The sequence below is a fragment of the Candidatus Pelagibacter sp. HIMB1695 genome (assembly GCF_052047655.1).
In the GTDB taxonomy this organism is placed as follows: domain Bacteria; phylum Pseudomonadota; class Alphaproteobacteria; order Pelagibacterales; family Pelagibacteraceae; genus Pelagibacter.
Map to the genome: position 1 here is coordinate 616,748 of NZ_JBNAJT010000001.1, position 23,015 is coordinate 639,762.

23 protein-coding genes are annotated in these 23,015 nt (G+C 30.8%); 9 read left to right on the top strand and 14 right to left on the bottom strand.

Annotated features, from left to right (window positions below; all coding sequences use genetic code 11):
- Window position 1: 1 nt before the first annotated feature.
- Window positions 2-1,213, bottom strand: coding sequence for an aminomethyltransferase family protein (locus tag ACTTAX_RS03440; RefSeq protein WP_440692872.1), 1,212 nt, complete (start codon window positions 1,211-1,213; stop codon window positions 2-4).
- 149 nt (window positions 1,214-1,362) lie between these two features.
- Between ACTTAX_RS03440 and ACTTAX_RS03445 the strand changes: the two genes are divergently transcribed.
- Window positions 1,363-2,241 (top strand): LysR family transcriptional regulator, encoded by an 879-nt coding sequence (locus ACTTAX_RS03445; RefSeq protein ID WP_440692873.1) that lies wholly within the window; start codon window positions 1,363-1,365, stop codon window positions 2,239-2,241.
- A 32-nt stretch (window positions 2,242-2,273) separates the two neighbouring features.
- On the opposite strand, the gene ACTTAX_RS03450 is transcribed toward ACTTAX_RS03445, so the two are convergent.
- Window positions 2,274-2,483: a hypothetical protein gene (locus ACTTAX_RS03450; RefSeq protein ID WP_440692874.1), complete on the bottom strand. Its 210-nt coding sequence runs from the start codon at window positions 2,481-2,483 to the stop codon at window positions 2,274-2,276.
- A 375-nt stretch (window positions 2,484-2,858) separates the two neighbouring features.
- Here ACTTAX_RS03450 and ACTTAX_RS03455 point away from each other — a divergent pair, with 375 nt between their 5' ends.
- A complete protein-coding gene (locus tag ACTTAX_RS03455; RefSeq protein WP_440692875.1) occupies window positions 2,859-3,086 on the top strand; it encodes a hypothetical protein in 228 nt (75 codons plus the stop codon).
- Here the strand turns inward: ACTTAX_RS03455 and ACTTAX_RS03460 are convergent.
- From ACTTAX_RS03460 to mobA, 6 genes are read right to left on the bottom strand one after another with little or no spacing between them, the layout of a single operon-like run.
- Window positions 3,079-4,128 (bottom strand): threonine aldolase family protein, encoded by a 1,050-nt coding sequence (locus ACTTAX_RS03460; RefSeq protein ID WP_440692877.1) that lies wholly within the window; start codon window positions 4,126-4,128, stop codon window positions 3,079-3,081. The two genes, ACTTAX_RS03455 and ACTTAX_RS03460, sit on opposite strands and share 8 nt — an antisense overlap.
- Window positions 4,129-4,130: 2 nt before the next feature.
- Window positions 4,131-5,246, bottom strand: a complete 1,116-nt coding sequence (locus ACTTAX_RS03465; RefSeq protein ID WP_440692878.1) for a serine/threonine protein kinase — start codon at window positions 5,244-5,246, stop codon at window positions 4,131-4,133.
- Window positions 5,247-5,251: 5 nt separating this feature from the next.
- The gene (locus ACTTAX_RS03470) at window positions 5,252-6,469 is read right to left on the bottom strand and encodes an aminopeptidase P family protein (RefSeq protein ID WP_440692880.1); all 1,218 of its coding nucleotides are present in this window, start codon (window positions 6,467-6,469) and stop codon (window positions 5,252-5,254) included.
- Window positions 6,470-6,475: 6 nt separating this feature from the next.
- A complete protein-coding gene (locus tag ACTTAX_RS03475; RefSeq protein WP_262589588.1) occupies window positions 6,476-7,381 on the bottom strand; it encodes a DMT family transporter in 906 nt (301 codons plus the stop codon).
- Between the two features lie 49 nt (window positions 7,382-7,430).
- Window positions 7,431-8,684 carry a molybdopterin molybdotransferase MoeA gene (locus tag ACTTAX_RS03480; protein WP_440692882.1) on the bottom strand — a complete coding sequence of 418 codons (1,254 nt, stop codon included), beginning with the start codon at window positions 8,682-8,684 and terminating at the stop codon, window positions 7,431-7,433.
- Complete coding sequence (gene mobA, locus ACTTAX_RS03485; protein ID WP_440692884.1) at window positions 8,681-9,304, bottom strand: molybdenum cofactor guanylyltransferase; 624 nt, start codon at window positions 9,302-9,304, stop codon at window positions 8,681-8,683. Before mobA ends, ACTTAX_RS03480 begins: the two co-directional genes overlap by 4 nt.
- A gap of 24 nt (window positions 9,305-9,328) precedes the next feature.
- Between mobA and ACTTAX_RS03490 the strand changes: the two genes are divergently transcribed.
- Genes ACTTAX_RS03490 through ACTTAX_RS03515 form a run of 6 tightly spaced genes read left to right on the top strand, consistent with a single transcriptional unit; the run spans window position 9,329 to window position 16,937 of the window.
- Complete coding sequence (locus ACTTAX_RS03490) at window positions 9,329-9,727, top strand: iron-sulfur cluster assembly scaffold protein (protein ID WP_440692885.1); 399 nt, start codon at window positions 9,329-9,331, stop codon at window positions 9,725-9,727.
- Window positions 9,728-10,204 (top strand): HPP family protein, encoded by a 477-nt coding sequence (locus ACTTAX_RS03495; protein WP_262589592.1) that lies wholly within the window; start codon window positions 9,728-9,730, stop codon window positions 10,202-10,204.
- A 2-nt stretch (window positions 10,205-10,206) separates the two neighbouring features.
- The gene (fdhD, locus tag ACTTAX_RS03500) at window positions 10,207-11,046 is read left to right on the top strand and encodes a formate dehydrogenase accessory sulfurtransferase FdhD (RefSeq protein WP_440692887.1); all 840 of its coding nucleotides are present in this window, start codon (window positions 10,207-10,209) and stop codon (window positions 11,044-11,046) included.
- 16 nt (window positions 11,047-11,062) lie between these two features.
- Window positions 11,063-12,718 (top strand): NADH-ubiquinone oxidoreductase-F iron-sulfur binding region domain-containing protein, encoded by a 1,656-nt coding sequence (locus ACTTAX_RS03505; RefSeq protein WP_440692889.1) that lies wholly within the window; start codon window positions 11,063-11,065, stop codon window positions 12,716-12,718.
- Complete coding sequence (gene fdhF, locus ACTTAX_RS03510) at window positions 12,718-15,486, top strand: formate dehydrogenase subunit alpha (RefSeq protein ID WP_440692891.1); 2,769 nt, start codon at window positions 12,718-12,720, stop codon at window positions 15,484-15,486. Before ACTTAX_RS03505 ends, fdhF begins: the two co-directional genes overlap by 1 nt.
- A 5-nt stretch (window positions 15,487-15,491) precedes the next feature.
- Window positions 15,492-16,937 carry a protein adenylyltransferase SelO gene (locus tag ACTTAX_RS03515; RefSeq protein ID WP_440692892.1) on the top strand — a complete coding sequence of 482 codons (1,446 nt, stop codon included), beginning with the start codon at window positions 15,492-15,494 and terminating at the stop codon, window positions 16,935-16,937.
- On the opposite strand, the gene ACTTAX_RS03520 is transcribed toward ACTTAX_RS03515, so the two are convergent.
- Together ACTTAX_RS03520 and ACTTAX_RS03525 are read right to left on the bottom strand one after the other, a co-directional pair.
- Window positions 16,938-18,041: an NAD(P)/FAD-dependent oxidoreductase gene (locus tag ACTTAX_RS03520; protein ID WP_440692893.1), complete on the bottom strand. Its 1,104-nt coding sequence runs from the start codon at window positions 18,039-18,041 to the stop codon at window positions 16,938-16,940.
- 2 nt (window positions 18,042-18,043) lie between these two features.
- On the bottom strand, window positions 18,044-18,511 hold the full coding sequence (locus ACTTAX_RS03525) for a TspO/MBR family protein (RefSeq protein WP_440692895.1): 468 nt from the start codon (window positions 18,509-18,511) through the stop codon (window positions 18,044-18,046).
- 21 nt (window positions 18,512-18,532) lie between these two features.
- Between ACTTAX_RS03525 and ACTTAX_RS03530 the strand changes: the two genes are divergently transcribed.
- Complete coding sequence (locus ACTTAX_RS03530) at window positions 18,533-19,291, top strand: SDR family NAD(P)-dependent oxidoreductase (protein ID WP_440692897.1); 759 nt, start codon at window positions 18,533-18,535, stop codon at window positions 19,289-19,291.
- Here ACTTAX_RS03530 and ACTTAX_RS03535 read toward each other — a convergent pair whose 3' ends face one another.
- From ACTTAX_RS03535 to ACTTAX_RS03550, 4 genes are read right to left on the bottom strand one after another with little or no spacing between them, the layout of a single operon-like run.
- Window positions 19,292-19,831 (bottom strand): DUF3833 domain-containing protein, encoded by a 540-nt coding sequence (locus ACTTAX_RS03535; RefSeq protein WP_440613940.1) that lies wholly within the window; start codon window positions 19,829-19,831, stop codon window positions 19,292-19,294.
- A 10-nt stretch (window positions 19,832-19,841) separates the two neighbouring features.
- On the bottom strand, window positions 19,842-21,020 hold the full coding sequence (locus ACTTAX_RS03540) for a class I SAM-dependent methyltransferase (RefSeq protein ID WP_440692898.1): 1,179 nt from the start codon (window positions 21,018-21,020) through the stop codon (window positions 19,842-19,844).
- On the bottom strand, window positions 21,020-21,784 hold the full coding sequence (locus tag ACTTAX_RS03545) for a DUF1365 domain-containing protein (protein ID WP_440692900.1): 765 nt from the start codon (window positions 21,782-21,784) through the stop codon (window positions 21,020-21,022). Before ACTTAX_RS03545 ends, ACTTAX_RS03540 begins: the two co-directional genes overlap by 1 nt.
- Window positions 21,777-23,015: an NAD(P)/FAD-dependent oxidoreductase gene (locus ACTTAX_RS03550; protein ID WP_440692902.1), complete on the bottom strand. Its 1,239-nt coding sequence runs from the start codon at window positions 23,013-23,015 to the stop codon at window positions 21,777-21,779. The genes ACTTAX_RS03545 and ACTTAX_RS03550 overlap by 8 nt, the downstream gene beginning before the upstream one ends.

Here is a 23,015-nt window from a genome sequence, read left to right on the forward strand (position 1 = left end):
ATTATTTTGATGAAATTGGTTTTGTTGGAATATCAATTAATTTTCCACGAGGAATTAAACGTTCCTCATCATACATTGGCAATCTACAAAGTTCAGCATCTTGTAGTGAGCCATCTATACATTTAACTTTAACTTTTGTTCCTGGACCATTTACTGCATCATCCATTCTTACAATGCAAACTCCACATTCTTGATAGGGTGAATAACCTGACGAACAAACATGTCCTACAATTTTATCATCTAATAAGATATTCTTTCCTAATTGAGCAACACCATTATTAACTCTCATTCCCCAAGTACGACATTTCTTATCTGATGCCTCTAAAGCCTTACGGCCTATAAAATTACGATCATCGAACTCGACAAAATTACCAAGGCCTGCTTCAAATGGAGTTGTGTTTTCTCCAAAATCAGAACCTGCATTTAATAACCCAGCTTCTATTCTTCTTGCACGAAAAACAGGAGTACCAGTTAATAAAATATCAAATTTCTTTCCTACCTCCATGATATGATTGCCTATTGCTGCAATATCAGTATCTGGTAAAAGATAAATCTCCCAACCAAGTTCATTAGTAAAGCCAGAACGGCTTATCCAACATGTTTGATTTGCTATACTCATTTCTGCGCAATCAAAATATCTGAAAGGATCAGGTAATGGATTATCTATTACTTCTTTTAATAAATCTAACGAACGAGGTCCTTGAACTTGACTTATCCAAACATTTGGGTCGGTTATCTTTACATCTAAATCTTCAGCATGAGCTTTATACCAGCTGAACAAATCACCATCAGCCTGTGCCATCCAAAATTTATTTTGCTCTAACCGTAAGAGCACTCCGTCTGTAATCATGCCGCCATCATGGTAGCAAGCAAATTGGTATGAACATCGTCCTGGTTTTAGTTTACTAACATTACGAGTAAATACTTTATTAAGAAGTTTTTCTGCATCTGGTCCACTGATTTCAATTGGTAATTCTCCTGTGTGTCTAAAAATTACATTTGTTCTAACAGCCCAATACATTTCATCATCAGTTGCTGTATCTAATTTTTCAGGGGTAAGTCTTGAGTTATATAAAGTGTATTCTGGATCGTAGGGCAACTCCATATAGCTAAGTGGATGAGGTGGCATTGTACGGGACAATTCACGTGGGCGCTGCCCTTCACTTAAAATGGCTTTTGCAACAAATCTTGTATTTTTAAGTGTAAGTGTCATTAATTATACGTTCAAAAAAATTGTTATATTAAAAAGTATAGATTTATAATTATTAAGTTAAGCTAGTAATTTATTGACTTCAAAACTAAAATATTAAACAATTTGTTTAAATAATTTGAACGATATATATGCCTTTGTACTCTTATGATATGCTACGTACTTTTCAAATAGTAGCTAAGAACCTTAGTATGACTGAGGCTGCTTTAAAACTTAATCAATCAAAAGGTTCTATAAGTTATCAAATTAAAACTTTGGAAAACCAATTAGGTTTTACACTTTTTGAGCGAAGCAATGCGCGTTTACATCTTACTTCAAAGGGACAAAAATTATTAAATGTCTCTACATTATCTTTGGATCAAATTGATCAGGAAATTGAATTATTAAAATTTAAGAAGCCCACTTCACTTACAATTGCTTTACAATCTTATTTTCTTAGTAGATGGCTATCACCACGTTTAATGAAGTTTACTGCTAAACATCCAGAAATTGGACTTCGTTTTGTGCCTTTAAATTTCATAAATGAAATGGATAATATTGAAGCTGACATCTCTATTTGTTGGGGAAAAGAGGGGATGATTAATTCACCACATGAAAGACTTATTAGTTGTCCAGCTTGTCCAACGGCCAATAGTCAAATTGCTGAAAGAGTTAAAAAAGAGGGATTGGATAAAATTATTTTGACAACACCTATATTGTTTGACTCATCTGAAAGTATAGGTTGGCAGGACTGGTTTAGTCATGCTGGTATTGATTTTAAAAAATCAATACAAGGAGTTTCTATTTCAGATTCTAATAGCCGTGTCCAAGCAGTTATTGATGGGCAAGGTATAGCACTTTGGGATCATCTGGTATCCCCTGAAATTAACTCAGGGAATTTACATTATCTATCTAATATTCAGTTAGATGAATATGGTTATTATATAAGAGTAAAAGAAAATATTCTTGAGAATGATACTGTTAAACTTTTTTTTGAATGGATAAAAGAGGAAGGCAATAGCATTTCATCTTCCAAGATTACCAAATCCTGAACAGTCTAATTGCTATAAACAAAAACCGTGTCTTATATAGCTTTTACTTGTTTTGCATTGGCATGATAACAGGGCTTGCAAATAGAGCCTGTTGTGTACTCAAATTCACTAAACATGATTGTAAAATCAGTTCTAGCTATTTCTGTTCGATCCCCACCGCAGAAGATGCACCGATCATGGCTCACGTTTTCAAAAAGAGATTTGTGGTTTTCTTTGCCTGATGAGTTTTGCCAAGACGCCATTCGAAAAAAAATTTATTATAATTTTTTAGACATTACAATTAAAACAAATAAGTTTTTCACAGGGTTAAGTTTCTATTTCTTTCTATAAACTGAAAGCAGTTGGAACTCCTAACATTTATTGAATGCATTAAACTTTTTTTAAATTGCAAAAATCAAAATCGTTTAGGATCCCTTTAGAAAAGACATCTAATAGTATGGAACAAAATATGAAGATTGAATTATTTATCCACAACCAAGAAATCAAGAGATATGAGTCTTTTTGGAGATAAAACTCGATAATCAAATATTAAGAAAAACTTAATGAAATAAGAGCAAACAAAGTATAAACTCGACACAAACTCGATACGAAAAAGATAAATCAAGTTTTTACTAGTGATGACGCCCGAAAACGCAAGTAAACTATGGAAAATTATTCAGGAAGCTGGCGATTATTTGGTGGGACAATTACCTGACCATCCAAATCACCCAAAAGGAAGAAACCCCTATGCTCATGTTGCTATTTGTGTAAAGAGCAAATTCAATGCAAGTTATAAAGATATTCCAGATGAACAATACGATGAAGTTATAAAGTATATTGAGTTTTTAAAAGAAAATCCTAGTTAGATTTAATTGTATTTAATAATTCATCAACATCACTATCTTTAGTATTCCAAGCAGCAACTAATCTTACTGCTTTACCATCCAATTCTTCTTCATTCATTTTGTAACCTTCTGAATTAAGATGTTCTATTTTTTCTCTTGGAAATTTTGCAAAAACTTCATTTGCTTCAGTTGGATAAGCAATTTCAATATCATTATGTTTACTTAAACCATCACTTAATTTTTTACCCATTGCATTTGCATGCTTTGCATTTCTCAACCAAACATCATTTGAAATATAAGCATCTAACTGTGCAGAGACAAAACGCATTTTAGACAATAAGTGCCCTGCTCTTTTCATTAAAAATGCAATATCTCCTACTAATTCTTTCTTAAAAAATATTATTGCTTCAGCTGCTAAACATCCGTTCTTAGTTGCACCGAATGACAATACATCAACTCCAGATTTCCAAGTCATTTCAGCAGGAGTTGCATCTAAAGATACTAATGCATTAGCAAATCTAGCACCATCCATGTGTAAATTTAGTTTATGTTTGTGAGTTATCTCTGCAATTTTTTTGATTTCATCTAATTGATAAACTTCGCCTGTTTCACAAACTTGAGTAATGCTAACTGATGAAGGTTGAGTGTGATGAACAATACCTTTTCCACCTATAGATTGATGTAATTCTTCTGCAGTTATTTTTCCCATTATTCCAGTTAAAGGGATTAATTTTCCACCTCCTGTATAAAATTCAGGTGCACCACATTCATCCGTATTAATGTGAGACATCTTATGGCAATAAATATTTCCATATGAAGGTGTCATAGTTGATAAAGCCAAAGCATTTGCAGCTGTTCCTGATGCAGTTGGAAAAACAATTACTTCTTTTTCAAATATTTCAGAAAACTTATCTTGTAAGTCTGTTGATAAAGGATCATTTCCATAAGGAGTGCTATCTCCTTCATTTGCTTTAATGATTGCTTCTAATACCTCAGGACATGCGCCTGCAACATTATCAGAAGCGAATTTAACTCGCTCTCTTTTTGTTTTAATTTTTGCCATTTTTATTGTTTTGGAAAATAATCTTTTAAAGTGCCTTCTCTATATACATCTGCTGTACAACAATGAAGTCCTCCACCAAATGCATAAGCATCTCTTAATTCTACTGGTACTACTTCCATTCCTAATTTATCTAATTGCTCTGCTTGATAAATTTCACTTTTCTCAACACAAACTGTTTTAGAATCTAAAACTAAAACATTCATTGATAACCATGTTGAAGAATAACATAGTGGTGGTGGTTCATTATGAGCTGGTTGAGCACTATCAACAATTTCCCATCCATTATCTTCAAAAAGTTTTCTTTGTTCTTTTGGTAATCTTCTTTGAGGATTGTTGATAATTAAACCTTCTTTTATTGGGGTAAAGGTTGCATCAATGTGAATAGGATATGGATCTCCTGGGAAATTTACTGCGTGTACTCTATGATCTTTATAATGTCTCTTTAGCCAATCAATTCCTTTTAAATTAGTTGTAAATCCATGTTGAACAACCAAATCTTTTCCAAATCTCAATACATCTGCTGCATCAAACAATGGCTCTTCTTCAGTAGTTACAAAATATTTTTTTTCAGTCCACTCTAATCTTTTTTGAACACCAATTTTATCTGATAGATAATCTTTTCTGTAATCTGCATCTGTTAGTCTTGGTTTTGGAGCAGACTCGTGTCTCATATTTGGATCTTGATTGTAATAATCTTTAAGTAATGGTCGGTAACATAAATATTCAAACCAACGACATCGATAACTCATCGTTGCTTCTAAAATTTCATTACCTACAGTTAACAAAACATCTCTTGGAGGCATACAACCAAACATAGTTTCTGCTTCCCAATCTGGTGTTGATGTTTTTTGATTAAAATCAATTGGTGTTGGTCGATCAACTTTAATGCCTCTTTTTTGAAGCATGTTTGAAAAGTTGTCTAATAATTCATTCGCTTTATCGACTGTGTCTTTAGTTCTCGGCCCAAACTGTCCTCGCATATCACTATCTTCAGGAACCTTAGCATCTAATGCTGGCTCTGGTGCTGGAATACAAGTACCATCCGCTCTTCCAACGATAACATGTTTTAACGGATCCCACTCGTTCCAACTATTAACAATAGTTTTATTTTCACTCATAAAGATTAGTTTTTTATAATATTATGCTCAGGGCCGAAAGGAAATTTTGTAATATTTTCTGCTCCATCTTTACCAATCACTAATATATCGTGTTCTCTATATCCACCAGCACCAGGATTACCTTCTGGGATCATGATCATTGGCTCCATAGACACCACCATATTTTCCTCAAGAACAGTATCAATATCTTCTCTTAATTCTAAACCAGCTTCTCTTCCATAAAAGTGTGAAAGCATACCAAATGAATGGCCATAGCCAAATGTTCGGTACTGAAGGTAACCAAGTTCAGCAAATAATTCATTTAGCTCATGACAAATGTCCGAACATTTAACACCTGGTTTAATCAATTCTAATCCTCGCTTATGCACTTTAACGTTTGCTTCCCAAGCTTTAAGTGAGGCATCATCTGCATGATCCAAAAACAAAGTTCTCTCTAGTGCAGTGTAATAACCTGAGATCATAGGAAAAGTATTTAAAGATAAAATATCTCCTTTAACTAATTTTCTATTAGTCTTTGGATTGTGAGCTCCATCAGTATTGATGCCAGATTGAAACCATACCCAAGTGTCCATGTACTCTGCACCTGGATAACTTTTAACAATCTCCCTTTCCATTCTATCTCTTGCTGCTATTGCTACTTCGATCTCCGTGTTATCTTCTCTAATATTTTTAGCTATTTCTTCACCACCAATGTCTGCAATCCTTGCGCCATTTCGAATGATCTCAATTTCTTCATCAGATTTTATCATTCTAAGTTTCATTAGATCTTTTGAAACATCACTAAAAACAGAGAAAGTAAAAATAGATCCTATTTTTTCTCTCATATCTAAAGTGACATGATCATTTTCAATTCCAATGTTTTTTGGAGGCTCATCTCTTCCGATAATTGATACAATTGCTCTTAAAAAATTATCTCTTTTCCAATCAGTATAAATCACATTATCACAATGCGATCTACGCCATGGTTGGCTTGCATCAATATTAGCTGAAATTGTTGAAATTTTATCCTGAGTAATGACACATCCGTATGGTCTACCAAAAGAACAGTAAATAAATCCAGTATAGTATGCAACGTTATGCATGGATGTTAAAATAATCATATCTAAATCATTTTTATCCATCACTGATCTAAGTTTACTTACTCGATCGTTATACTCTTTATCTGTAAATGGTAATTTTACTTTTTCACCATTTTTAAGTTCAAAAAAATCTGGTCGTTCCATAATAATTTAATTTAATGCTATGTAGCGTTTATTCCATCTCATGATTAAGCTGTAGTAGAATAAAGATACAAACAAAAAGAAACCTCCAATAATTGTATTTGTTGATGGTACTTCATTAATTCCTAAAATTGGTAACCAAACCCAAAATATTCCACCCACAACTTCTGTTAAAGATAACAAAGTTAACTCAGCAGCTGGAATAGCTTTTGAACCAATTGAGTATAAAATTAATCCTGAACAAACTAAAAATCCATGAAGTGAAAATAAAGAACTATTATAACTCGTGGCAAAGAATGCTTGTCCAGTAGATAAAATCATAATTGATGCAAACACAAAACAAAAGAAACCAGCAAAAGCAACTGTTGTAAATTTAGGAGTTTCTTTTCTCCATCTTAGCGAAACTGAAAATACTGAAAAACCTATCGATGAGGTTAGTCCAAATACAAAACCAATTAAAGATTTCTCACCAGTATTACCAATAGCCATAATCAATATACCAGCTGATGCAATTATAATTGATATCCAAACATTAAGTGAAATTCGTTCTCTAAGAAATAAAAATGCTAAAAGTGCAGTAAAAAAAGGCATAGCAGCTAAACAAAGTAAAGTAACAGCAGCACTGGTGTTTGTTATAGAATAAATAAACGTGATCATTGCAACCCCTAGACCTGAGCCACCAACTATCCCTGATAATCCTATTTTATAGTAATTTTTGTAGAAGTTTTTTCCCTCTTCAAAATATAAATAGAGGTTAAGTAGAATAAAAATAGTTAAACCTCTTCCAAATATATACTGCCAAGGAACAAGATTGGGACTATCCATATATCTTACAACTAATGGTCCAAATGACCATAATATGCCAGCAAACAATACGATAGGAACAGCAAGTTTTGGATTTCTTAACTCTAACATTTGTAGAAATCTAATTCCAAAAAGATTTTTCTACAACAAAAATACGTTTCTAAATCAAAGATTGATTAGAGTGGTTGGGGAAAAAACAATCTAAGATGTCCCCTTTTTTAAATTTTGATTTCCCTGCTGGTAACAAAGACCAAATGTTTGATTTAACAAAAGATTTTACTCTAAAAGACTCTTGCCCTTGTAAAATTTCTACCTCTATTTTTCCATTTTTAGTTGTGCTTAATTTACTTTTTGCAAACCTTGTAAAATTTTGTTTTTTAGAAAAACTATTTTTTAAAGTTGCCCTAATAGGATGTTCTTCACTTAGTCCTAAAACATTTTTCATAAAAGGAATAACAAAAAATCTAAAACAAGCAGATGATGACATTGGATTTCCTGGAAGACCAAATATTGCTTTTTGTTTTCCTTTAATTTTTGCAAATAAAATTGGTTTTCCTGGTCGGATTGCTACACTTTTAAAATAATTGGATAATTTAAATGTTCTAACAATACTTGGAATATAGTCATATTTTCCAGCAGAAACAGCGCCTGATGTTATCAATATATCGGTATCACTATTTATAAGTTTTTTAATTTGAGATTTATAAATATTTTGATGGTTGTCTCTAAGTATTCCACCATTTTTAAAATTAAATAAAAAGTTTTCTTTAAGGTTTTTGATGTAATGACTATTAGAGTTTCTAACTTTCCAGTTTGGAATGTTGTCTTTGTCAGTAATTTCATTACCAGTTGAAAAAAATAAAATATTAATCTTCTTTTTAACTTTAATCTTTTTTATCCCTAAAGTTTTAAAAGCTAAAATATGATTTGGTTGAATAATTGTATTTTTTTTGACAACAATCTCACCTTTTTTGAAGTCTGAACCTGCAAATCTTACATGATTAAACTTTTTAATTTTTTGATTAACTAAAATATATTTTTTATTATTTTTATTTGGATAAAAATTAATCTGTTCTATTGGAATGATTGTATCAAAACCCTTTGGAATTATTCCACCTGTCATTATTTCAACAGCATCATATTTTTTAATTTTTTTATTTAATGATTTTGTTCCTGCTGCAATGGATCCGATTATTTTAAATTGTTTTGGTGAATTTTTATTAATTCCATTTGTATCTTTTGATTTAACAGCAAATCCATCAAATGCAGCATTATCTCCTGCTGGATAATTGATCTTTGAATAAATGTTATCTGAAATCACTCTGTTAAGAGAGTTTTCACTTAATATAGTTTCATCTTTAATTTTAATTTTTGCTTTTTTTAAAATTTTTCTAGATTGATCGTAACTAATCATTTTTTTAATAATTCTTTAGCTTGTTCTAAATCTTCTTTTGTATTGATATTAAAGAAAGGATCTTGATTTGGAAACTCCATATTAATTGTTTTAACTCCAATACTATTGGCCCACAATTCAACTTTTCTAGCTCCTTTTTCTAGATCATCTTCTAACTGATCTAATAAATTCATCGACCATAAACCAAAGATGTTATGCCTAGTATTGTTTGATTTTATAAAAAATAAACTGCTTTCATTTTCATCAATTTGATTAATGAATTGCACTAAAATTTCTTTTTTAAAGAAGGGAGTATCTACTGGAAAAGTTGCTATCCATTGATAGTTTTTATTATGATCTTTGACCCATTTCATTGCTGACAAAACTCCACCTAAAGGGCCAAGATCTTTTTTAATATCTCCAATTAGTGAAATTTTATCTGAATTAGTAAACTTAATTGAATTATTAGATACTATTAATACTTCCTTAAATTCATCAATTATTTCTGCCAAAATGTAATCAATTAATATTTTATCAGCTAGCAATATCTGAGATTTGTCTTCACCAAACCTTTGTGACTTCCCACCTGCTAGCACTGTTCCTAAAATATTGTTATGTTCCATTAATAAAATATAAAACATTCAAAGTTGAATTAAAGAAATTAAATGGATTTAAGAATTTTAGAAATCGCGTCTTACACAGAAAATAATAAAGTTTTAGAAAACTTTACTCACAAATCAAAAAACAAAAATCCTATTTGTGGAGATGAAATGGAAATAAGCTTAATTGTCAAAGATGACGTTGTAAAAGATATGGGTTATCAGTGTAAATCTTGTATTTATTGCCAAGCATCTGTCAGCTTATTATCTAGAAAAATTAAGGATAAAAACTTAAAGGAAATAAAAGATTTTGTTACAGCTGGTGAAAAATTGTTTGAAGATGTTAAAGTAAATCTAGAAAAACACTGGAAAGATTTTAAAGAAATTTTAGATAAAAAAAATCTTTCAAGGAAAGAATGTTTGCTTTTACCTTTAAGAACAATTGTTAAAGCATTAAAAATTTAAATGATCAAAATCACAAAACCATTATTACAAAAAGCATTGATTGCAGGTTTTTTTTCAACAATCACTATAGGAGTACTTACAGTATTAACTTATAAAAGTACCCTTGGATATTTTATTGCAGCATCATTTGGCTCATCCATGGTTTTATTATTTGGATTTCCTGAAAGTCCTTTTGCTCAACCAAAAAATGTTTTCTTTGGACATTTGTTAACTGCTTTAGTGGGTGTGTTATTTGTTAATTTTATTCCACTTCCAATTTATATGAGTATTGCATTTGCAGTAGGAATTGGAGTGTTCTTAATGATTTTATTAAATGTAGTTCATCCTCCTGCAGGAGGAAATCCAATAATTGTTATTATTGGGAGTGCTTCTTATGATTATTTAATCAATCCAATTATATTTGGATGTATCATAATTTTGTTACTCGCAATCATAATCAATAAATATTTATTGCAAAAAAACTATCCTTTAAAATAATTATGAATTCAAAATATAAAGTTTTAAAGTATTCATCTAATAATTTTAAAGATGTTGAAGATTTAGTTTCTATTGAAGAGCCATTAGAGATTTCTTTAAAGTACAAAGAAAAAGATAATTGGGTTGAGCAAACTTTATCTATTACGATGAGAACTCCTGGTAATGATGAAGATCTTGTAAGAGGATTTTTATTTAATGAACAAATTGTAAAAAGTTTAAATGATATCGATAGCATTGAAAGTTATGGAGACAAAGTTGGTCAATATAAAATTCAAAATAAAATACTAGCAACACTTAATAATTCAGAAAATGTAAATATATCAAAAATTAAAAGAGATTTTTTAACCAACTCCTCTTGTGGTGTTTGTGGGAAATCTTCATTGGATGCGCTAGAGATAATTAAAACTACAAAGACAAATGCCTCAGAACCTAAAATTTCAAAAGATGTAATTATCCAATCCCCTGATATTTTAAGAGAAGGTCAGTCTGAATTCAGCAAAACTGGTGGTATCCATGCAAGTGGTCTATTTAACAGTGATGGAAAATTGATAGCTCTAAGAGAAGATGTTGGAAGACATAACGCATTAGACAAACTGATTGGTTGTGCTTTAGAGAAAAAGCAATTTGATCCAAAAGACCAATTTATTACGTGTTCTGGGAGACTTAATTTTGAGCTAGTTCAGAAGGTTTTAATGACAAATATTGGGATTATGATCGGGGTTGGTGCGCCAACAAGTCTAGCCATCGATTTAGCTAATAAGTTTGACATTACCCTCATAGGTTTCGTAAAGAGGGACAGTTTTAATATTTACACAAATAACAAAAAAGTTAAGGTGGAATAATAAAAAAAGGGTAATTGTGTCAAAAAATATAAGTAATTTATCTGGAAGAATAGGCCTAAAAGACAATCTATTTAAGCAGATTTCAGAGAACACATTAAGTGAAAACCCTCAAGACATTAAAGAAATTGCAAAAAAACATAACCTTGGAGTTTCAACACTTCACGGTGCTGAATCTTTTTATGAATTTTTAAGACCTTCACACAGAGAAAAAAAAGCTTTCGTATGTAACGGAAGTGCATGTATGTGTGCAGGTACTCAAGACAAACTAAAAGATAAATTAAAAGAAAAATTAGGTGATGACAAAGTTGGAGAGATGTTTTGTCTAGGTCACTGTTATGATAATCACGCATTTCACTACGATGGTGAAAATTATGCTGGAAAAGATATTGAAAAAATAGATCAAATTTTAAAAGGTGAGGAAATTAAACAAGAAAAGTTTTTCTCTAAGAGTTATGCAACAACAAGTTTTTTAATGGATGATAAATTATCATCAACAGATCAATTTAAAGAACAGTTAAGTAAATTTTTAAAAACAGATAAAAAAGAAATAGTAAAATCATTATTAGACTCAAACCTTACAGGAAGAGGTGGCGCAGGTTTTCCAACAGGAATGAAATGGGATTTCTGTAGTAAAGCAAAAGGTGATAAGAAATATGTTATCTGCAATGCAGATGAGGGTGACTCTGGAGCCTTTTCGGACAGATACTTGTTAGAGGATCAACCATTAAAAGTTATTTTTGGAATGGTGCTTTGTGGATTTGTAATTGGAAGTGATGAAGGAGTTTTATACATCAGAGGAGAGTATCCAAAATCTATTGAAGCGATCAATGGATGTATTAATGAACTTAAAAAATTAAATCTATTAGGTGAAAATATTTTAGGAACAGATTTTTCTTTTGATCTTGGAATTTGTATCGGTCAAGGTGCATATATTTGTGGAGAAGAAACAGCTTTGATAGCTTCTATTGAAGGAAGAAGAGCTGAAGTAGATGTAAGACCTCCCTTCCCTGTAACAGAAGGGTTATATAAAAAACCAACAGTAGTTAACAATGTTGAAACTTTGGCGGCAGCAACTGGAATTTTATTAAATGGATCAGAAAAATTTTCTTCAGTTGGAAATAAGAAGTCAGCTGGAACAAAATTAGTTTGCTTAGATAGTTTTTTTAATAATCCAGGTGTTTATGAAATTGATATGGGAACACCAATGAAAAAAATATTTAATGAAATTGGTGGTGGATACAAAGAACCTGTCAAAGCTTTTCAAATAGGTGGCCCTTTAGGTGGGGTTGTTCCTTTAAGTGAAATAGAAAATTTAAATCTAGATTTTCAAGAGTTTACTGCAAAAGGATTTATGTTAGGTCACGCAAGTGTAGTTAGTATCCCAAAAGATTTTCCAATGGCAGAATATATTCATCATTTATTTGAATTTTCTGCAGAAGAATCTTGTGGAAAATGTTTCCCAGGTAGACTTGGATCTTACAGAGGAAAAGAAATGTTTGATCAAGCTAAGAAGAAAACAGCTAAAATTCCTTTAAAATTACTAGAAGAATTGTTGGTTACTATGCAAAAAGGCTGCTTATGTGCTCTATGTGGAGCGATCCCAACTCCTATTCAAAACATCCTAAAATACTTTGGCGATGAAATGAAAAATGATATGGTAAAAGATAATTAATGAGCTCAGAGAAAAGAAAAATTGCTTATATTGATGGAAAACCTTACGAAATAGGTCCTAATCATACATCTATTTTAAAATTCGTTAAAAGCTATGTTGGCGAAAAAAAGGTACCAACTTTATGTGATGACCCTAACTTAGCACCATATGGAGCTTGTAGAGTCTGTTCAGTTGAAGTTGCTTTAGAAAAAGACGGACCAACTAGAGTAGTTGCATCTTGTCATACACCAGTTGTAGAAAACCAGCACATATTTACTTCAAACGAAGCATTAACAAGCCTTAGAAAAAATATTGTTGAGTTAGTTTTAACTGATCACCCAATGGAATGTGATACTTGTGAAGTAAACAATAACTGTGAACTTCAAACAGTTGCAAATGATTTAGGTGTTGCTGATCACAGATACAATAGTCCTAAGCAACATAAAGGAATTCCAAGAGATACTTCTCATGATTATATGAGAATGAATTTGGATAACTGTATTAACTGTGGAAGATGTGTAAGAGCATGTGATGAAATTCAAGGATCATTTGTTTTAACAATGAGTGGTAGAGGATTTGAATCTAGAATTACAACAGACAACGATATGATGTTTGGTGATAGTTCTTGTGTTTCATGTGGAGCTTGTGCTCATACATGTCCAACGGATGCAATTTCAGATGTATTCCAATCTAAATCTGCAGCTGTAGATAAAAAAGTTAGAACTACTTGTTCGTACTGTGGAGTTGGTTGTAACTTAGAAGCATCTATTAAAGATGACAAGGTGGTTGCAATAGACACTCCTAAACAAACAGAAGTAAACGCTGGTCATACTTGTATTAAAGGAAGATACGCATTTAGTTTTTATGATCACCCTGACAGATTAAAAACTCCATTGATTAAAAGAAATGGAAAGTTTGAAGAAGCTACCTGGGATGAAGCATATGACTTTATCAAAAAAGAAATGAATAGAATCACAAAAGAAAACGGCCCAGATGCTTTTGCTGGAATTTCTTCTGCAAGATGTACAAATGAAGAAAACTATGTTTTCCAAAAAATGATTAGAGCTGCTGTTGGAACCAACAGTGTAGATTGTTGTGCAAGAATTTGTCATTCACCTACAGCTTGGGGTATGCAGCAAACATTTGGAACAGGTGCTGCAACTAACTCAACAGAAGATATTTATCATGCAGATTTATTTTTAGTTATTGGTGCAAACCCAACTAATGCTCATCCAGTAACAGGTGCAAAAATTAAACAGCAAGTGATGAAAGGTAAAAAATTAATTGTCCTTGATCCAGTAACAACTGAATTAGCTAAACTTGCAGATTATCATATCAAACTTAGACCGGGAACTAACGTTGCGGTTCTAAATATGATGTTGCACTTTATTATTAAATCTAAACTTTATAATGCTGACTTTGTAAGAGATCGAACAGAAGGTTTTGATAATTTCTTAAAAGAAATTGAAAGACAGGATGTTGATCAATTAGCAAAAGTTGCTGGTGTTGATAAACAGTTAGTTAAAGAAGCTGCAATTGCTTATGCTACAGCAAGAAATTCAATGGAGTTCCACGGATTAGGAGTTACTGAACACGAACAAGGTTCTAAAACAGTAATGTTAATTGCTGATTTAGCAATGATTACAGGAAACATTGGAAGAAAAGGAGTTGGTGTAAATCCGCTTAGAGGTCAAAATAATGTACAAGGTGCTGCAGATATGGGATGTCAGCCTCACCAAGGTGCAGGTTATTTTGAAGTAGCAGATGAAAACAATCAAAAATTTTATACTGAAAAATATGGTGTAACTCACCCTACTAAACCAGGTTTAAAAATCCCTCAAATGTTTGAGGCTGCAATCAGTAAAGAACTAAAAGGTTTATGGATTATTGGTGAAGATATAGTTCAAACAGATCCAAATAGTGCACATGTTATTGAAGCAATGAACTCATTAGAGCTATTAGTGGTTCAAGAAATATTTATGAGTGAAACTGCAAAACTTGCAACTGTCGTTTTACCGGGAACTACCTTCCTAGAAAAAGATGGAACGTTTACAAATACTGAAAGAAGAATTCAAAGAGTTAATAGAGCAGTTCCTCCATTACCAGGTACAAAACCAGATGGACTAATTGTAACTGAGATGATGCAAAAATTAGGTTTTGATCAACCATCTTATGATGCAGATCAAGTATTAGCTGAGATTGCTGATGTGGTACCGTTCTTTAAAGGTGTTACTAGAGAGAGACTTGGAAAATTTGGTTTACAATGGCCTGTAAAAGAAGATGGTACAGATACACAAATTCTACACACAGAAACATTTAAACTTGGAAAAGGAAGATTAAAAAACTTTGATTGGAAAGAGTCTAGTGAGATAGAAGCTAATCAAAAAGATTATCCATTAATTTTAACTACTAGTAGAGTTTTACAACACTATAATGCAGCAACAATGACAAGAAGAACAAAAAATATAAACATTGTTGATGAGGATGTTTTACTAATTCATCCAAAAGATGCAGCTCATAGAGATCTGAATACTGGTGACATTGGAAGATTATATTCTGGAAGAGGAGAAGTTGCTTTAAAAGTAGAAGTAACTGATAAAGTTAAAGAAGGAATTGTATTTACAACATTCCACTTTCCAGAACACATGGTTAATATGGTAACTGGTCATGGAAAAGATGAAGAAACAATGTGTGCTGAATACAAAGTTTCATCAGTTGAAGTTCAAAAAATTTCTAATCAATTTAAAACAGAAGTTAAGCCAAAAGAACATCAAGCTGAAGTTAGTTAATTAAAATGACCATCGGTTGGCATTTTGATAATTCATATTCAAAACTATCAAAAACATTTAAAGAAGACATCAAGCCTACTCCAGTTCATGAACCTGAGCTTGTTATTTTAAATGAAGAACTTGCTAAAAATTTAAATTTAAATTTTTCAGGTATAGATAAAAAAAAATTAGCTGAAATATTCTCTGGAAATAGTTTGCCTGATGGAACTAATTCAATTGCGCAAGCATATGCTGGTCATCAATTTGGTCATTTCACTATGCTTGGAGATGGAAGAGCAGTTCTATTAGGAGAGCATATAGATAATAAAAATCAACGTTTTGATATACAATTTAAAGGTTCAGGGAGAACTTCTTTTTCTAGAGGTGGTGATGGAAGAGCTGCCTTAGGTCCGATGCTGAGAGAATACATAATTAGTGAAGCAATTAACGCTTTAAAAATTCCAACAACTAGAAGTCTTGCAGTTGTTAAAACTGGAGAAAAAGTTGTTAGAGAAAATTTATTAAATGGAGCAATTTTAACAAGAGTTGCATCCAGCCATATTAGAGTTGGCACTTTTCAATATATTGCAGCCACTCAAAATCTAGAAGATCTTAATACATTGGTTGATTACACAATTGATAGACACTATCCAGAAATTAAGTCCTCTAAAAATAAAGCTTTAGATTTATTAAGTCTTGTAATGGAAAAACAATGTCAGTTAGTGATCAATTGGATGAGGGTTGGATTTATTCATGGTGTGATGAATACTGATAACATGGCAATTTCTGGTGAAACAATTGATTATGGTCCATGTGCTTTCATGGATCAATATGATCCAAAAACTGTATTTAGCTCTATAGATAAATTTGGAAGATATGCTTTTTCAAATCAACCACCAATTACAAAATGGAATTTAGCAAGATTTGCAGAATGTCTTATTCCACTTATTGATAAAGATGAGGATGTAGCGATTAAAATTGCAACAGAGTTAATTGATAACTTTCAAAATATTTATGAAGAAAAATGGTTAAATATGATGAGGGATAAACTTGGTTTATTTGGCGAAGATAAAAATGATCTAACATTAATTAATAAACTTTTAGACTGGATGAAAAATAATAATTCAGATTACACAAATACTTTCTGTCATTTAATGGGTGTTGAGATTGATGATGAAGTTTACAAAAATGATGATTTTAAAAGTTGGACTAATGAATGGGAAAAAAGATTAAAACTAAATAATTCATCTGACAAACATTTAGAACTGATGAAAAAAACTAATCCTATAGTTATACCAAGAAATCAAAAAGTAGAGGATGCACTAGCTGATGCAGATAAAGGTAATCTAGAAACGATGAATAAACTTTTAAAAGTTTTAAGTAATCCTTATTCTGATCAAGAAAATATTATTGAATTTCAAAAACCTGAACCAATAGGTAATGAGAAATATCAAACTTTTTGTGGAACTTAATTATAAAACGTAAGGTTCTCTTCTTGCAGTTTTGCCTAATACTCTTTCAACTGCAAAATCACTTATATCAATTGTTTGGTATGAACCAGTTGTAATCAATTCAGTTAATGCTCGACCAATACCTGGGGCTTGCATTAATCCTCTTCCTGTAAAACCGGTAGCCATATAAACATTATCGTACTTTGGATGTTTTCCAACAACAGCATTATTATCTAATCTGTTGCAGTCGTAATAACCTGCCCATCCACCAGTTAACTTTAATTCTTCAAAAGCTGGTATCCTTTTTGCAAGAGCTGGCCATACTAATTCTTCAAAATCATTCCACGCTGGTTCTAAATCATCTGCACCAAATACTGATAATGGCGACCCTGCTAAATACTCCCCGCCCTCAGGTCTCCAATAAACACCAGTAGTTAAATCACCAGTTAGAGGCATTTCTTTTATATATGTTGGACATTTTACTCTAAATACAGTGTGTTTTTGAGGCTCAACAGGAATGTCTTCTAGTAATTCTTTAGTCCAACATCCAGCTGCTGAAACAATTGTTTTAGCATTTATCTCTGAAAGACTTTTGACCTCTCCTTTTATAAATTCAGCCCCAAGTTCTATTGCTTTGCTTTTAAGTGCACTATGAAACATGAAAGGATCAATCCAACCTTCACTTTGATTATCTGTGTAAGTTGCAGTCTCAACACCTTCATCATTTATATATGGAAATACTTTTGATAACTCAGAGCCTTTAATATTTTTTGTACCTGCATCACATTCTTTGTGGTTTTCTAAAGCTCTGTATTGTTCTTCTGCATGTTCTGGACCAAACATCAAAAGATAACCATTTGTGACCATGCTTGCAGTTGGATTAGGATTTTTTTCTGTTTTTAATAATTCTGGTATTTGAAAAATAAACTCTCTAGCAAATTTACCTAATAAAATGTTTTCTTTTTGAAAAAACTGTCGTCTAAATCCTCCTAAAGACAAGGGAAATGAAGCAGTTTTGTAAGTTGGATCTCTTTCTATGACTTTTACTTTTCTTCCTTCTTTTGAAAGAAAATAAGCAGTTGCTGCTCCAATTATTCCACCACCAACTACAACAACATCATCCATAATTAATTTAATATTATTAAGCTTGTATTTAAAACTAGAGCAAAGCAACACCAAAGTAAATATGGAATCATTAAATACGAACTTATCATTGTGACGCGTCTATATCTTATGATTAGATTGATAATGAATGCAATTAACACAACTAATACTAACAAAGCTAAAACCATGTTGTGAATTACAAAGAAAACTATACTCCAAGTTGCATTAAAAACTAAATGAATAAAATAAATATAAACTGTATTCATCTCTTTATTTTTGGAATGCCAATACATCCAAATAGAAATTGTCATCAATAAATATAAAATTGTCCATACCGGACCAAACACCCAGTCTGGTGGATTAAAAACAGGTTTATTTAACAAAGAATACCAAGGCTCCTTGAAAGTAACTGTAGCTAATCCTCCGATTAATGAGGCTGAAAATGTAATGATAAGAAATAATATAAATGTTACAATTTTATTTTTTAACATAATGTTTATACATAACAAAAAATGAGCAAAAAAACTATTTGGATAACTGGTGGTAGCACAGGAATTGGTAAAGCCTTAGCAATTAAATTTGCAAACAAAGGTTGGAATGTTGCTGTATCCGCAAGAAGAGTTGAACTTTTAGATGAACTTTCAAAAAATTATGAAAATATTTCATCATTTCCTTTGGATGTTACCGATAAAACAAAATGTATAGAAGTTTTCAACCAGATTAAAACTAAGTTTGAAAATATTGATATATGTTTTTTTTCAACTGGTACATGGAATCCAAAAAAAGAAAAAGAAATTGATGTTGAACAAATGGAAGATGTTTTCAAAGTAAATTTTTTTGGGACAGTAAACTCCATTAAAGCAGTGGAACAATATTATAGAGAAAGAAAAAGTGGTATAATCACTATAGTTTCATCTATTGCTGGTTATAGAGGATTGCCTAATTCAACTGGTTATGGACCATCAAAATCTGCACTAAATAATTTAGCAGAAAGTTTATATTTTGATTTTAAAAGGTACAATGTTCGAGTTTGTTTGGTTTCTCCTGGTTTTATTAAAACGCCAATGACTGATAAGAATGATTTTAAAATGCCATTTTTGAAAACACCTGAATTTGCTGCGGATCAAATTTATGATGGCTTAATTAATAAAAATGTTTTTGAGATACATTTTCCAAAAGCGCTTACTTTAACTTTAAAGTTCTTTAGTTTTCTTCCAAGTAAAATTTATTTTAAATTAGTGGGGAAGATGACTAAGCATCAAAAGAAGTAATTAATCTTTAACGAATACAACAGTTAGCTCTGCTACTTTAAATCCAAACTTAGTCATTGTAGCTCTGTTGATTGCAACCCTTTCATCTTGCTTAAAGATCCAATCATCAAAAGTAATTTTTAATTCTTTTCCTTTAACTGGAACTAATAAAACATACTCAAATTTAAATGCAGGCCCGTAAGAATATCCTATTGCTTTTCCAACAACGTCCCCTGCTGTACCTTCATAATTATGTTCATCTATTTTAGTAATTGTCCACTCTCGGTCTTGAACTTCACCATCGTCCCAATTAAATTTTTCTTTTAAAATTAGTTGTTTGCCATCCCATGTTCCATCTAAATCGGCTGAGAATTGTCTTGTAACTTTTCCTGATCGATTTTGCAAAACACCCCAAGCTTTTACGTTTCCTGTAAGGTATTCTTCAATAATTAACCTAGGTTCTTTATTTTTAAAATCTTCTGGTTTCATGGCACTATTATTTGAGCAACTTGTAATTAAGAAAGCCAGAATTATCAACGAAATTGATTTAATTATTTTCATATTATTGGTGTTATTTATTCTGCATTGAAAATTGAATCAAATCAATATTTTTAGATTTAAATCCAGCTTCACAATAAGATAGGTAAAATTCCCACATTCTTTTAAAAGTCAGATCAAATCCTTGATTTTTAATTTGATCCCATTTTCTCAAAAACTCTTCTCTCCAGATAGCTAACGTATCTGCATAATGATCTGCATATGAAATGTAAGAATTAATTGTTAAGCCGTTATCTGAAACGTATCTATCAATGCTATTTTTATTAGGAAGAAATCCTCCTGGGAAAATGTATTTTTGAATAAAATCCTGTTTATTTTTGTATCTATCAAACAAACTATCATCAATGGTTATTGCTTGAATTGCAGCCTTTCCTCCATTCGATAAATTATCTTTTATTGTTTTAAAATAACTCTCTAAATAATTTTGACCAACTGCCTCAATCATTTCAATTGAAGCGATCGAATTATATTTTCCTTGAAGATCTCGGTAATCTTTAATTTCAATATTTACTTTTTCATTTAGACCACATTTATAAATTCTCTCTTTTGCGTATTCGAATTGTTTTTTAGAAATGGTAATACAGTCTAGTTTCACATCGTATTTCTTTCCTAAATATTCTGCAAAGCCACCCCACCCACAACCAATTTCTAAAACTTTATCTCCACTACTAGGTTTGATTAGATCAATTAATTTTTGGTATTTATTATTTTGCGCAATGCTTAAATTTTTTGAGCCATCATCAAAGATTGCGCTTGAGTAAGTTAAAGTATCATCTAACCATAATGAAAAGAAATCATTTCCAAGATCATAATGTTTTGCAATATTTTCCTTACTTCGACTTTTTGTATTTTTAATTATTTTATTTTTTACAAAATTAATTATAGGTAGATCAAGCAAACCAGAGAATTTATATATCACTTGAATATTTCTAGCTGTTAACTCAATTAGATCTGAAAGATTATCAGTTTCAAATTCACCTCTCATATAACTTTCAGCAAAACCAATGCTTCCACCTCTAATTAAATTATAATTAAAATTTGAATTTTTTATCTTAATATTTGCCTTTAAAGATTGATCAGGGTTACCAAATTTTAATATCTCACCTTCATGGGTAGTAATCTCAAGGTATCCATTTTTAATTTTACTTAAAAATTTAAAAACTAATTTATCTGCAGTTTTATTTAATAACATTAATTCTCTACCGTTATATTGTTTCTTATTTTTATTTTTCTTTTAATAATTTTAATTCCTTTCATCCATAATTTAAATGCTTCAAAATGGATTGCTGATATTATTTTAATGGTCATTAGAGGATGTTTTAAATAAGACTTTAATAATTGGCTGCTATTTAAATCAGTTTTTTTACCATCCTGAGATGCAAATAAAATTTTTCCTTCTTGATCATATTGATCAATGATTACAGAAAGTTTTTCATCAGGATTAAGAATTCTAAAGAAATACTTACAATTCATTTCTATAAAAGGTGAAACATGAAATTTTTTAGAACAATTATTCTGAATTAGTTTATTTTCACTATCTACTCTAAAAACATAAGTATGTTGCTCACCAAATGTATTTTTCACCTCATATAATATAGATATTAATTTATCATTTTGGTTATAAACGAAAAAGATACTTAAAGGATTAAATACATAACCAAAAATCCTTGGATAACAGAGAAGCTTAATTTTAATATCTGCAGTATCTATTTTATTTTGTTCTAAATTTTTCTTTACCCATTCTTCAAGTGAAGATCCGTCACGTTCACCATGATCCTTTTCATGAAAACTAATTAAATTGAACTTATTCAACGAGAAGAAGCTTATCTCCTGATCTATTTTTCTTAACTCAGATAAATCAATTAAAAGCGAAAAAACGCTATACTTAAAATAGTGCTCTTTAGGTTTGAAACGTTTATGGATTACTTTCCCATTATATATGCATGAATTAGTCATTTAGGTATTTTAGCATTTCAATCGATGATTTTATTCCATCTTCATGAAAACCGTAACCAAAATAACTCCCACAAAAAAATAAATCTTTTTTATTTTGCAAACTAGATAGTTTAGATTGAGCATCTAATGCTTGTTGATCATAATAAGGATGAGTAAATTTAACTATTTTAAGTATTTTACTCTCATCAATTTCAAAATATGGATTAAGAGTTAAAAAAATTTCCTGATCACATTTAAGGTTTTGTAAAAGGTTTAACCAATAAGTAATAGAATTTTTTTCTAAATCCTTGTCATTGATTGATGAATTCCATGAGGACCATGCCTTTTTATTTTTTGGCATCGCTCTTTTGTCTGTATGAATATATGCAATATTTTCTTTATAACTGAAATTGGATAAAATTTTTGTCTCTTCTTCAGTAGGATTATCAATTAACTTCAAAGCTTCATCAGCGTGAGCTGCTATTACAACTTTATCGTAATCAAAAAATTCACTTTCACCACCATAATATAAATCTAAACCTTTTGACTTTCTTATAATTTTTTTAATTTTATAATTTTTAAAATATTCACCACTTATTTTTGAAATTACTTTATTCACATAAGTTCTACTTCTATTGGTTACAGTATACCACTGAGGTCTATTTTTTAGTTTAAAGAGCCCATGATTTTGAAAAAATTTTAAAAAGAATGTTATTGGCATCTTACTTGCTTCATAAGGTGGCATAGACCAGATTGCAGATACCATTGGGATAATGTGGTAATCAATAAATGTTTTTGATAGTTTATTATTTTCTAAATATTCACCTAAAGTTAATTTTTGATCTGTAACATTTATTTGATCACTATTTTTATAAAATTTAATGATATCAAAAAACATTTTTAAAAAATTAGGATTAAACAAATTAGATCTATTGGAAAAAATTCCATTTAAACCTTTTCCGCAATATTCAAAGTTTGTATTTTCTACTGATACAGAAAATGACATGTCACTTTTTTCAATCTGAACATCATTTTCTTTAAAGAAATTAATTAAATTTGGATAGGTTTGAAAATTAAATACAATAAAACCAATATCCACAGATACTTTCTTTTCATCAAAAATTAAATCTATTGTATGAGAATGACCGCCAAAATGATCTTCTTTCTCAAAAAGATCTACGTGATGTTTTTTTGATAAATAATATGCAGCACTTAAGCCTGATATCCCAGAACCAACTACAGCAATTTTCAT